Below are 13,068 nucleotides of genomic sequence, written 5' to 3' on the forward strand. Positions count from 1 at the left end.
GCCGCGAAAAGTGGTATTATTGTATCTAACGGCATTTACTGATTTAAAGTGCAATAGTTTACTGCGTCAATGCGGCAATGAAAGGAAAAATAGATAAATGAGACAGCTAATGTTAGGAAACAAGGCACTCGCAAGAGGTCTGTATGAGGGCGGCTGCAGTATTGTATCAAGCTATCCGGGAACTCCGAGCACAGAGGTGACAGAGGAAGCGGTCAAGTTTGAAGAAATTTACTGCGAGTGGGCACCAAATGAAAAGGTTGCGCTAGAGACAGCGTTCGGCGCATCGCTAGCAGGAAAAAGAAGCTTCTGTGGTATGAAGCATGTAGGTTTAAATGTTGCAGCAGATCCGCTTTTTACTTGCTCCTATACCGGAGTAAACGGTGGATTGATTATCTGTGTGGCAGATGATCCAGCGATGCATTCATCTCAAAATGAGCAGGATTCTAGACACTATGCAATCGCAGCAAAGGTGCCAATGCTAGAGCCAGCAGATTCTGCAGAAGCCTGTGAGTTTGCAAAGGCAGCTTATGAAATTTCAGAGGAGTTTGACACACCAGTTATCATTCGCATGTGCACAAGAATTGCGCATTCACAGAGCATTGTTGATACGAAAGAGCGTGTCTGTCCGCCGACAAAGCCATACGAAAAAAATGTCAGAAAGTATGTCATGACACCAGCCAATGCGATTGCGCGTCACCCGTTTGTTGAGGAGAGAACGGCACGTCTGGCTGAGTTTGCCAATACCAGCTCGCTAAATCGCGTGGAAAAGGGAAGTGAGCCAATCGGAATCATCACTTCTTCAACCTCCTACCAGTATGTGAAGGAGATTTTTTGCGATCACGTCAGTATTTTAAAGCTGGGAATGGTCAATCCGCTTCCAGAAAAGTTACTATTAGACTTTGCCAAGGGAAAAGAGCTGTTGCTGGTTGTGGAAGAGCTTGATCCAGTGATTGAAACCTACTGCAAGATCTTAGGTCTTTCGGTTCACGGAAAAGATGTACTTCCGATGACAGGTGAGTTTTCACAAAATCTGCTTGCAGAAAAGCTAAGTAAAGCATTTCCAAAGCTTGCTGAACTAATAGGAACAATTCCGTCAGGAAGAAAACTTGATGAAGAGATTCCAGGTCGTCCGCCGGTGATGTGCGCTGGATGCCCACACCGTGGATTATTCTATACATTGTCAAAGAATAAATGTACCGTGCTTGGCGATATCGGCTGCTATACACTTGGTGCAGCTGCGCCGTTATCTTCCATTGATATGACACTTTGCATGGGTGCATCTGTCAGCGCAATCCATGGCTTTAACAAGGCGCTCGGAGAAGAGAGCGAGAAGAGAACAGTTGCAGTAATCGGTGATTCCACATTTATGCATTCTGGAATGACTGGACTTGCGAATATCGCATACAATCAGAGTAACTCCACCGTTATCATTTTGGACAACTCAATTACTGGAATGACTGGACATCAGCAAAACCCGACGACAGGCTATAATATCAAGGGTGATCCGGCCGGAAAGATTGATTTGGAAAGTCTGTGCCGTGCGATGGGCATTCGCCGTGTCACTGTTGTCGATCCATACGATTTGGATGCGTGTGACCGCGCTGTAAAGGAAGAGCTTGCAGCCACAGAGCCGTCTGTTATCATCAGTCGTCGTCCGTGTGCACTGTTAAAATATGTAAAGCATAAGCCTGCTCTTGTTGTCGATCAGGACAAATGTGTTGGCTGTCGCGCCTGCATGAAGCTAGGCTGTCCGGCAATCAGCATTAGAGGCAAAAAGGCAATGATTGATGCAACACAGTGTGTTGGCTGTGGTGTCTGCAGTAAGCTGTGCCGTCCGGGTGCATTAGGGGAGGTAACAAAATGACAAAGAATATTATGATCGTCGGTGTCGGCGGACAGGGATCGTTACTGGCAAGTAAGCTTTTGGGATGGCTTTTACTAAATGAAGGCTATGATGTAAAGGTTTCTGAAGTGCACGGTATGAGCCAGAGAGGCGGAAGTGTTGTCACCTATGTGAGATTTGGCGAGAAGGTGTATTCACCGATTATAGATAAGGGCGAGGCAGATTTGATTGTCTCCTTTGAAAAGCTTGAGGCAGCCCGCTATCTGGATTATTTAAAGCCAGATGGCACAGTGGTTGTCAACATACAGCAGATTGATCCGATGCCGGTTGTGACAGGGGCAACTTTCTATCCGCAGGACTTAATCGAGAAGATGAAAGCAGCTGGTGCAAATGTGGATGCGATGGATTGTCTGACACTTGCAAGAGAGGCAGGCTCTGAGAAGGCTGTCAATTTGGTCCTTCTTGGTCGCCTATCAAGACACTATGACATTCCACTAGAACATTGGCAGGCTGCGATTGAGGTATGTGTGCCAAAGAAGTTTCTTGAGATCAACCAGAAAGCCTTCCTTCTGGGACGAAATACAAAGCTGGATGGCGAAAACTAAACAAAGGGGAAAAAGAAAATGCCTGTAACTGATTTGCTGGAGCGAAATCATAAATTGTACGGAGATGAGGTCGCTTTGGTGGAGCTAAATCCGCTGATGAAGGATACAAGAAAGACAACTTGGAAGGAGTATGATCTAGTTCAGCAGACCTCTCCAGTTGCCTATCGAAGAGAGATTACATGGAGCGTTTTTGATGAGAAGGCGAACCGTGTTGCCAACATGCTTTTAGGCCGTGGCATCAAAAAAGGAGATCGCGTTGCGATTTTGATGTTCAACTGTCTGGAATGGCTTCCGATTTATTTTGGAATTTTAAAGACGGGCGCAATTGCGGTTCCGTTTAACTTCCGTTTCTCAGCAGACGAGATTCAATACTGTGCCGATTTGGCTCAGGTTCATATTCTGTTCTTTGGCTCTGAATTTATTGGTCGAATTGAGTCAATTGCCGATGAGCTGCAAAAAGGTCGTCTGCTAATCTATGTCGGAGATGGTTGTCCAACCTTTGCAGAGAGCTATAGGGAGCTGGTTGCAGACTGCTCAAGCCAGGCGCCTCTTGTTCGACTTGAGGAAGAGGACGATGCGGCAATCTATTTTTCATCTGGTACGACCGGATTTCCAAAGGCCATTTTACATAATCACGAGAGCTTGTCTCAGGCGGCACAGATGGAGCAAAAGCACCATTTGACCAGCCGTGATGATGTCTTTTTGTGCATCCCGCCTCTGTACCATACCGGAGCAAAATTTCACTGGATGGGCAGCTTATATGCAGGAAGTAAGGCAGTCCTTTTGAAAGGTACCACACCAGAGATTATTCTCGATGCTGTCTCAAAGGAGCAGTGCACAATTGTCTGGCTTTTGGTTCCGTGGGCTCAGGATATTTTAGCCGCTCTTGATAGAGGAGATATCAAGCTAGAAGACTATAAGCTTGACCAGTGGAGACTGATGCACATTGGTGCCCAGCCGGTTCCACCGTCATTAATTCGCCGCTGGAAGCAGTATTTTCCACACCACAAGTATGATACCAATTATGGCTTGTCTGAGTCCACCGGTCCTGGCTGTGTGCATCTTGGACTTGATAACATTGATAAAGTTGGTTCCATCGGTATTCCAGGCTATCGCTGGTCCTGTAAAATTGTTGATGAAAATGGCAACGAGGTCAAGCAGGGCGAGGTTGGTGAGCTTTGTGTCAAGGGTCCTGGTGTGATGACTTGCTACTATAACGATCCGAAAGCGACAGCTGAGACACTCAAAAACGGTTGGCTCTACACTGGAGATATGGCAATGCAGGACGAGGATGGCTTCTACTTCCTCGTTGACCGAAAGAAAGATGTCATCGTCAGCGGTGGTGAGAATATCTATCCAGTTCAGATTGAGAATTTCCTAAGTGCCTATGAGAAGGTGCAGGATGTCGCAGTCATTGGACTGCCTGACAGCCGTCTTGGTGAGATCACGGGAGCTGTCATTCAAGTAAAAGATGGTATGGAATGCACAGAAGAAGAGATTAATGAGTACTGTCAGAAGCTGCCTCGCTATAAGAGACCAAAGAAAGTTATCTTTGCCGAAGTGCCGCGCAATGCAACTGGAAAGATCGAAAAGCCGGCCCTTCGAAAGAAATATGGTGCCGAGCATCTGGTTGCACAGCAGAATTTGGCCTAACCGGAGGTATAACAAGACCATTCGGGGAACGCCATGGGGATGGGGGAATGCGGCCCTTTAGGGCCACTTGCCCTGTCCCCGTGGCTGACCAGTTACAAAATGAAATTGTGTAGCGCAAAATACCATTTCGTCGGCGCAAGCCACGACAAAACTTTGTACCCTGGAATGAAATCTCTAAGATCCATTAAAACCGGAGAGTACAAAAGACAAAATAGTAAAATCACTGGAATCAGCGCATCAAAGGCGAGAGATGATTTTATGATCTGGCCTAAAAGTGTACAGAGGATGCTACACAGCGCAGAAAAAACAATCAAAAGTGCAAGCTCTGCGATAAGCGTTACATTTACTGGGGCGACAGAGCCGATGATAAGTGCAAGCAAACCAAAAACAGAAAGAAACAGAGCTGGAAGATAGCTATACAAAAAAGGGACAAACCATTTTTCATCTGGGCGGCGAAGCAGAAAGCGCCCTTTTTTTGCGTCATGACGATACTGGGAGCTGCCTGCAAGTGCAGTCAGCATTATAAAAAGTACGGCAAGTCCGCGAACTGGAATTTGAAATAGTGCCTGATCATCATAGAAATTTTCTGGAATATCCTCATATACAACATGAAAGACTGGTGTATTTTCCTTCTCATATTCATAGTGCTCATCGACAAGTGCTTTTAGTTCATCGGCTTTTTTTAATGAGACGACATCGTAAGATGCAATAAAATCAGCAAGCATTGTCTTTGCATATTCTTGAAAAATTGCATTGTAGACAGCTTCGTTTACAACAGCCGTAAGAACAGTTGAAGGAGAAGTGTAAACGCTGATACATCCGTCTTCGCCAGCCTGCATCTGTGACTCTAAATCATTTGGAAATTCATAACCGCACTCTGCTTTTCGAAGATTAATATCTTCCTGCATGTAATCTAGTGATGAAGAACGGTAAAAACGATACAATCCATCATCAAGTGATTCAAGATTAGTAAGCACAGCTTCGGTCATTTCATCAGGATTGGCACAGTATAATCCAATGCGGATGATTTCGTGGCGGTCTGCATTTTGTGCCGCAGCAATGCCAATAACAAGAAGAATAGCGGCCATACACCAGAGTGATTTTTTCTTTCTTGTATAGCGGGCAAGGAATGAGAACCAGGCACGAAGTAATTTTAAATTTTTATTTTTCTTCATACTTGCTCCTTTCTCTGAGAGAATGCGTCAGCTTACCTTTTTTGAACGTGCCAGCAAGGAGCGCAGCGATTATCAAAAGGATTCCTTCTATAATCAGAATAATGATGTCAAAACTGGAAACGCTTTGACCAAATTGCCAGAATATCATATTTTTTAATTGGCTTCCAGGCAGTGTGGCACTTATGCGGCGAAGCATATCCGGCAAAAATGCAGAAGGAATCAGACAGCCTGAGGCATACATTACAAGAAGAGATACAGCAAATGTGGTTATCATACAGGCCTGCTTGCCATGGCAGATGCGGCAGATAAAAAGTTCAAGTACACATGAAAAAAATGCACATACAAAACATGAAACGAGAGTGCGTCCAATCAAAAAGGCAGGAACAATATGTGCTGCGCTTCCAATTGTACCGATCAAAAGACAGATGGCTGAAAAAATGAGCCATTGACATATTACTGCTGCTGAAAAATCTGCCAGCAGACAAAAAGAATCAGAAAGGCCAAGGCGCGAGATTGCAGGCAGTACGGTACGGTTTGGAGCAACAAAGAAAAAGCACAGATTTATGCCAGACAGCAAGAACAAAAGAGCAAGTCCACTGCATAGATAGCCAACAAGAACGAAATCTGTGGCAGGCGCATTGTCAGAAGAGATTTCTTCCTTTTCAAGACTACTCTCTTCGATGTCGCTTCCAACAATTTGAAACAGTGCATCACGCTTCAAAACAGCATTGATATACAAATCGTTTAGTTGTGTGTTTGCTTTATCCTGCTGTTTTTCGGTAGCATCAAAGTCATCATAGATTTCATACAGCGCATAGACTCCAGTTTGAGAGCTTGCTACCATCTGGGAGAGGCTGTCAACAATTTGACGAAAGATTACTGTCTCAATGCTTGGCTCACCAGGATAAATGATGCGGGCAGGAAGATCATTCGTGCCGCTCATGATAGTGTGGATCATGCCTTCTGGGATAATGACGGCTGCCTTAACCTCACCTGAATCGAGCATGGCTTTTGCTTCGTCCTCAGAGGTGGTTTGTTTAATTGTGACCATCGAGGATAAGCTTTCCATGTTTGAGACCATGCCGAGTGCAAGTGAGTAATGAAGTCCTGCATTTTTGGGCATAACGAAGACAACGTTAAAGTGAGAAGCGGCTGAAGTGTCGTTTTTTTGATTGACGAATGAAAGGCCATATATGGCTGCTGCGCAGATGATGCCTAAAAGAGCGAGGCCGCAAAAAAGCTTTCCGAGTCTTCTAAAGCAGCGCTTCCAGGTAAAAGCCAGATAACAACGACGCAAATTTAAAGTAGAACTCATGATAAGTATTCAATAATCTCCTTTACTGGTGTGTCGGCTGCAAGCGTTCTTGCATGACCGTCCTTTAACAGAATCAGTTTGCTGCACAAATCAAAATCAGCCTCCTCATGCGTAGCAAGAAGAACGGTATTTCCCTGAGCACAGTACAGACGAATATATTCGCGTATATCCTCCTTGCAGACAAGATCTAGCGCAGCATCAGGCTCATCGAGAAGTAAAAGCGTTGGGCGCGATGCAAGTGCGCAGGCAATGCTTAGGCGCTTTTGCATGCCGCCGGAGAGAGCCTTTGCCTTTTTGTGGAGGAAAGGTTCAATTTTTAATATGGATAGAAAACCATCCTTTAAATCATCCTCAATGGAATATTCGGTAGCGCTGTACCATAATTTTAAGTGATCCATGGCAGTCATATCAGGGAAAAGTGGGTTATTTTGAGCCACATATCCGATTTTTGTGGACTGCAGAGACGGATTTTTTAACAGATTCTTTCCATCAAATAGAATAGTTCCGCTGTCTGGCGTATCTGTTCCTGAAAGAATATGCAAAAGTGTAGACTTTCCGCAGCCGTTAGGACCGAGTAAGCCAATGCATTCGCCAGGTGCAGCATCAAACGATACATTTTGCAAAACCTGCTGTTTTTTATAAGATTTTGAAATAGATTGTATAGATAACATAAGACTCCATTCTGCTGCGAGGCATTTTGCAGCAAACTTGTTGACTGTAACAAAAACAGTATAGCACAAAATGAAAAATCAGAAAAGATAAGCATCATGTTTTTTCCTTTACAACCAGTAACGCTTATGCTATACTGCGAATAGAAGCTGTCCGGCAGATGTTGGCTTAAATGCTATCGTTTGCCAAAGAGAGCACCACAAAAAAAGAAAGGTAAATGAAACAATGAAGGGAATTATTTTAGCAGGCGGCAGTGGTACAAGACTGTATCCGCTGACCAGAGTAACATCAAAACAGCTGCTTCCGATTTATGATAAGCCGATGATTTATTATCCGCTGTCTGTTCTTATGAACGCAGGAATCCGCGAGATCTTAATCATCTCTACACCAGATGATACACCGAGATTTAAGGCACTTTTAGGTGATGGTCATCAGTTTGGAATCGAGCTGTCTTATGCTGTGCAGCCAAGCCCAGACGGACTGGCTCAGGCATTTATTATCGGCGCTGATTTTATTGGCAATGATAATGTAGCAATGGTTCTTGGCGATAACATTTTTGCAGGTCATGGTCTGACAAAGAGATTAAAGGAAGCAGCAGACCGCAAAGTCGGTGCTACTGTATTCGGCTATTATGTAGACGATCCAGAGCGTTTTGGTATTGTTGAGTTTGATAAGAATGGAAAGGCAATCTCTATCGAAGAAAAGCCGGCACATCCAAAGAGCAACTATTGTGTAACTGGTCTTTATTTCTATGATAACCGTGTTGTTGAGTATGCAAAGAACTTAAAGCCATCTGCAAGAGGAGAGCTTGAAATCACTGATCTGAACCGCATTTATCTGGAGAACGGTGAATTAAATGTTGAGCTTTTGGGACAGGGATTTACATGGCTTGATACTGGTACACATGAGTCTTTAGTAGATGCAACTAACTTTGTGCGTACCGTTGAGACACATCAGCATAGAAAGATTGCTTGTCTGGAGGAGATCGCATACTTAAATGGATGGATCACAAAGGAGCAGTTAATGGAGATTTATGAGATCTATAAGAAGAATCAGTACGGTGCTTATCTGTTAGATGTCATGAATGGAAAGTACATCGACAAATAAAATAATGATGAAAAGAAAATATCGTGTGATATTGCTGGCAGCGCTGGTGCTTGGATGGATGGGCGTGATTTTCATGTTCTCCAGTCAGGACGGCGCTGCGTCGTCTGAGACGAGCGGTCGGGTAGTAGAACGGGTGATTGCCGTAGTAAAACCTGATTTTAACAGCCTTGCAAAGAGCGAACAGATCAGATTTCGGGAGATGGTCACATTTTTTGTACGCAAGGGAGCGCATTTTACAGAATACATGATTCTGGGCGTGCTTCTTTTTTTATTTTATTATGAGTGGAGACCGAAGATTTTTCTGGTGCCGCAAAAGGAAAATATGCATATAATGAAGCTTCGCCTACGCCGCATCTGGTTTATTGCTTGGATCACAGGTACGCTTTATGCAGCAAGTGATGAGTTTCACCAGATGTTTACCGGAGAGCGTTCCCCGCAGGTAAGAGATGTGTGTATAGACAGCTCAGGAGCAGCAGTTGGATGTCTGCTTGCACTGATGGCCATGGTGCTTATAGTAAGAAAATTTGTAAGAAAAATGCAGAGGCAGACAGAAAAGTAATATATAAAAGTAAGACAAAATAAGGCATCAAAGCAAAAAAATGAAAGCGAAGATGCCAAAGACAAGACATCATATAGGACAGCAGGAGGAATAAAAAATGACAGAAGCATTGGAAAAGAATATCAGAAAAGTAGTGCCGTATGTTCCGGGAGAACAGCCACAAAATCCAGACGTGATAAAGCTAAACACAAATGAAAACCCATATTCACCTGCACCTGGCGTAGCGCGTGTGTTAAAGAGCATGGACGCAGATCTGTTGCGTCTTTATCCAGACCCGACAAATGGCTGTCTTGTAAAAGCACTGGCAGATTACTATGAGTTAGCAGAGGATCAGGTCTTTGTGGGAATTGGTTCTGATGATGTTTTAAGTATGAGCTTTCTGACATTTTTTAACTCTGGAAAACCAATTCTGTTTCCGAATGTGACGTATTCTTTCTATGATGTGTGGGCTGATCTGTACCGTATCCCGTATGTGACATGCGCGCTTGATGATCAGATGATGATCAAAAAGGAAGACTATTTCAAAGAAAATGGCGGTATTGTCATTCCAAATCCGAATGCACCGACTGGAGTGTATGAGCCGCTTGAGACATTTGAGGAAATTTTACAGAAGAACACAGATGTTGTTGTCATTGTCGATGAAGCCTATGTGGATTTTGCAGACGGCCCATCAGCACGCACTCTGATTGAAAAGTATCCAAATCTGCTAGTTGTTCAGACCTTCTCTAAGTCACGTTCCATGGCTGGAATGCGTATTGGATATGCGATGGGAAATAAAGAACTGATTAAAGCACTTAATGATGTAAAATATTCTTTTAATTCCTATACAATGAGCCGTGTGGCGCTTCTTTGCGGTGTTGAGGCTGTAAATGATAAAGCTTATTTTGAGGAACATGTAAAAAAGATTTGTGAAACTCGTGAAAAGACAAAGAAAGCATTGGCAGCGCTTGGTTTTTCTTTCCCAGACTCTCAGTCAAACTTTATCTTTGCAGCACACAAGAGCATGCCTGCAAAGGAGATTTTTGCAGCATTAAAGGCTAGAAATATTTTTGTTCGCTATTTTAACAAGCCAGGTATTGATAATTATCTGCGTATCACGATCGGTACTGATGAGCAGATACAGGCACTTGAGGCAGCATTGAGAGAAATCTTGCTGCAGGCATAAAGAATATACGAAATAAAATAAATTAGATAAAAAGTCAGAGACAAAATCGGTAAAATGATTTGTCTCTGTTTTTTTGCTTTTTTAAAATGGGTGCTTCCTATAGTATGCAGGTGTTACACCAGTTAATTTCTTGAATTGGCGATAGAAATGAACTTCATTGTTATAGCCGCAAAGTTCTGCAATCTGGGAGAGCGACAGATTGCTTGTAGACAGATTGAATCTTGCTCGTGTCACACGCATAAGAATCAGATCTTGCTGAAAGGAAACGCCAAACAGTTTTTTATAGATAAGTTGAAAATAAGATTCACTTATATTAAGCTGCTTGGCACATCGTGCAATTGAATGCTTTTGCTCAAGTGAATTAGAAATTTCAAGGTGAAGCTGTTTAAGCTGATTTTCAAGAGGTGTGATATATGTACGGCTTTTGAAAGATGCATGTGCTGTAGAAAGGCTGTTAAATAAAAAGGTAAACAGAGCACGCATATTTTCATCCTTTAAGTCAGGCTGTCCAAAGGAAAGTTCTAGTAGAATATGACGGATGCAGAAGGAAAAAATATCAGTGTCTTCAACTGAGAACGGATGGTTGCTGATCGCATTTAAGCGTTCAATGAGCTTGGGTTCATCAGTATCAAAGTGAAGCCAGTCATTTACATAATCACCGTCTGGATTTCCATAATAATTTGGTGTGTGTGGTGCTAAGATAATTATTTGCGGAGGCTCAACGGAAAAATGCTCTGAACCGATATCAAAGCTTCCGTGTGAACGAACAACGAGCAGTACAAAATGAGGTAGCCCTTTTGGACGGCTCATTCGAAAAGTGCTTGGGTGAATGTTAATATATCCTCCTGTGATTGCCTTGATCATGAAACATATACCTCCTTCTGAATAGTTACATGATAGGATATGTTAGTTTTCTTACTAGTTTATGTTATTGCATCAAGTTTGTCAATGATGTATGATAAAAGAAAATGAAAAAAGAATACTGTTTGAACATAACATACAAACAGATGACTAATATAAATACTTTATATAGGAAAAAATATACAATAATCAAAAGGGGAGGATGAAAAATACAGGACATAGTTGATTGATGCAATGCATAAAAACAACAGTCTTGTGTTGAATATGTTTGAAAAATGAAAATGCTTGATAAAATCAAGAATTATGCTGAACATTATGAAAACGAAGTGCGCGACATTTCAAATCAGCTAAGAGATGAAATGATGCCAGAGCTTTCAAGAGAATTGTTTGACGAATATGAGATTACTGGAAATCGTCTGCGCTATGAGGAAGGCTACTTCAAGAGAAGAGAGTTTTTATCTACATTTGGCCTTGCAAGTGTGATCTGGCATAAGAAAGAAGATATTGAAAAGCTTGAGTATGTTATAAAAGGAATTTGCTCAGAGGAATGCTGGGCACTCTCTGCACACGTAAAGCGTCTGGAGAATCCAAACTGGCGTATGACTATTGATCTTACTGCAAGTGAGACAGGACATACGTTGGCACATCTATATATGCTGCTTAAAGATGAGCTGTCTGAGGAGACAAAGGAATGTATTCGCAAGGAAGTATTTCGCCGTATTCTGACACCGTTTATGAGTGCGAAGGCACCGGCATATTGGTGGGAGGATGCAACAAATAACTGGAATGCAGTCTGCTGCGGAAATATCGGAAGCACAGCGATATATCTGTTAGAGGATGGACCAGAGAAGGATGCTTTTTTAGAACGTATTCGCTATGCTATTGAAACTTATTATCTTGCTGGCTTTGGCGAGGATGGTGTCTGTGAAGAAGGTCTTGGCTACTGGGTATATGGCTTTATGAACATGGTAGTCTTTGCTATGGATCAGAGATTATATAATCCGACTTATGATATGATGGCATTAAAGAAGGTAGAGAAAATTGCTCATTTCCAGGAAATGTGTTATTTTTCACATGGCCGCACGATCAGCTTTTCAGATGGAAGCAGCAATGGAGAATATCCAATTGGATTGACATGCTGTCTGGCAAATCTTTACAAGGATATTAGGTTCCCGGATCCAATCTACGCAAGAGGCTTTTCAGGAGATCGTTGCTGGAACTGGAATGAGCTGTATACAGGATGGTATTGGACTAAGAATTATCTGGAAGATGTTGAAAAGAAGATAGTAGAGGAGCCAAAGCCACTTTTAGAAGAAGGTACTGATTTTTTAAAGGATGCGCAGTGGTGTATTCTTAGAGGTAAAGATAATACAGCATTGGTTGCTAAGGGTGGAAATAATGATGAACCTCATAACCATAATGATGTAGGAAGTTTTTTATATCTGGCAGATGGCGAGGCACTTTTAGAGGATTTAGGTTCAGGTGAATACACAAAGAAGTATTTCTCAGATGAACGCTATGAAATTTTCTGTACACGCGGAAAAGGCCATAACATGCCAATTATCGGCGGTGTAGACCAGAAGGCTGGATCAAAGTATCGCGCAGATGCATTTGAGCGAAAGGATGAGAATACTATTTTAATTTCCTTTGCGAAGGCATATGACGTATCTAGTGTGGATACTGTTTTGCGAGAAATATCATTTGAAAAAGAAACAGGTTCATTTACTGTAAGAGATCATGTTGTATGTGATGCAGATGTTCCAGTTTTTGAAAATCTGGTAACACGCTATCCAGTAACAGTACACACAGGTCAGGATCACAAAAATAAAGTGGTAATTCATGGAGAAAGACACAAACTTGTTATTGAGTTTGGCGAGGCAGCCGGAGCTGTTTTAGTTACAAAAGAGCCGCACGTCAACCATGAAGCACAAGATGAGCTGGTTAATCGCATCAGCTGGGAAGTTTTGCATAATGAACAAAATGTAGATTGCAAAATGTATTTTTATCTGGAACAGCCAGATAAGTAATTGCCTGGGTGGTAAAAATTTTTACGCTAGAAAGCAATAGCGATATAATCTGGAATAAAGAAAGGTTTGCTGTTGCTTTTAATAAAAAA

The 13,068-nt window shown here is 42.5% G+C and carries 11 protein-coding genes; 7 read left to right on the forward strand and 4 right to left on the reverse strand.

All coding sequences use genetic code 11. The annotated features are described in order from the left end of the window. The first annotated feature begins 97 nt into the window (after positions 1-97). From iorA to WJP93_RS03710, 3 genes are read left to right on the forward strand one after another with little or no spacing between them, the layout of a single operon-like run. A complete protein-coding gene (gene iorA, locus WJP93_RS03700) occupies positions 98-1,864 on the forward strand; it encodes an indolepyruvate ferredoxin oxidoreductase subunit alpha (RefSeq protein WP_337546967.1) in 1,767 nt (588 codons plus the stop codon). Continuing rightward, the gene (locus WJP93_RS03705; RefSeq protein WP_337546969.1) at positions 1,861-2,448 is read left to right on the forward strand and encodes an indolepyruvate oxidoreductase subunit beta; all 588 of its coding nucleotides are present in this window, start codon (positions 1,861-1,863) and stop codon (positions 2,446-2,448) included. Before iorA ends, WJP93_RS03705 begins: the two co-directional genes overlap by 4 nt. A gap of 18 nt (positions 2,449-2,466) precedes the next feature. Beyond that, positions 2,467-4,101: a class I adenylate-forming enzyme family protein gene (locus WJP93_RS03710; protein ID WP_066559709.1), complete on the forward strand. Its 1,635-nt coding sequence runs from the start codon at positions 2,467-2,469 to the stop codon at positions 4,099-4,101. Between the two features lie 92 nt (positions 4,102-4,193). On the opposite strand, the gene WJP93_RS03715 is transcribed toward WJP93_RS03710, so the two are convergent. From WJP93_RS03715 to WJP93_RS03725, 3 genes are read right to left on the reverse strand one after another with little or no spacing between them, the layout of a single operon-like run. Then, on the reverse strand, positions 4,194-5,276 hold the full coding sequence (locus WJP93_RS03715; protein ID WP_337546972.1) for an ABC transporter permease: 1,083 nt from the start codon (positions 5,274-5,276) through the stop codon (positions 4,194-4,196). Further along, a complete protein-coding gene (locus WJP93_RS03720) occupies positions 5,263-6,591 on the reverse strand; it encodes an ABC transporter permease (protein WP_337546974.1) in 1,329 nt (442 codons plus the stop codon). Before WJP93_RS03720 ends, WJP93_RS03715 begins: the two co-directional genes overlap by 14 nt. Beyond that, complete coding sequence (locus WJP93_RS03725) at positions 6,588-7,262, reverse strand: ABC transporter ATP-binding protein (protein ID WP_308731243.1); 675 nt, start codon at positions 7,260-7,262, stop codon at positions 6,588-6,590. Before WJP93_RS03725 ends, WJP93_RS03720 begins: the two co-directional genes overlap by 4 nt. Positions 7,263-7,485: 223 nt before the next feature. On the opposite strand from WJP93_RS03725, the gene rfbA reads away from it, so the two are divergent. The 3 genes from rfbA (at position 7,486) to hisC (ending at position 10,091) form a co-directional block, all read left to right on the forward strand. Beyond that, positions 7,486-8,367, forward strand: coding sequence for a glucose-1-phosphate thymidylyltransferase RfbA (gene rfbA, locus WJP93_RS03730; protein ID WP_337546976.1), 882 nt, complete (start codon positions 7,486-7,488; stop codon positions 8,365-8,367). After that, complete coding sequence (locus WJP93_RS03735; protein WP_337546978.1) at positions 8,345-8,926, forward strand: VanZ family protein; 582 nt, start codon at positions 8,345-8,347, stop codon at positions 8,924-8,926. Before rfbA ends, WJP93_RS03735 begins: the two co-directional genes overlap by 23 nt. Positions 8,927-9,023: 97 nt before the next feature. After that, positions 9,024-10,091, forward strand: a complete 1,068-nt coding sequence (gene hisC / locus WJP93_RS03740; RefSeq protein ID WP_337546979.1) for a histidinol-phosphate transaminase — start codon at positions 9,024-9,026, stop codon at positions 10,089-10,091. Positions 10,092-10,172: 81 nt separating this feature from the next. Here hisC and WJP93_RS03745 read toward each other — a convergent pair whose 3' ends face one another. Further along, positions 10,173-10,955, reverse strand: coding sequence for an AraC family transcriptional regulator (locus WJP93_RS03745; protein ID WP_337546980.1), 783 nt, complete (start codon positions 10,953-10,955; stop codon positions 10,173-10,175). A gap of 272 nt (positions 10,956-11,227) precedes the next feature. On the opposite strand from WJP93_RS03745, the gene WJP93_RS03750 reads away from it, so the two are divergent. Further along, entirely contained in the window at positions 11,228-12,979 is a 1,752-nt protein-coding gene (locus WJP93_RS03750) for a heparinase II/III family protein (protein WP_337546982.1), read from the forward strand. Positions 12,980-13,068: the final 89 nt, after the last annotated feature.

The sequence above is a fragment of the Anthropogastromicrobium sp. genome (genome assembly GCF_037349415.1).
Classification (GTDB): Bacteria; Bacillota; Clostridia; order Lachnospirales; family Lachnospiraceae; genus Anthropogastromicrobium; species Anthropogastromicrobium aceti.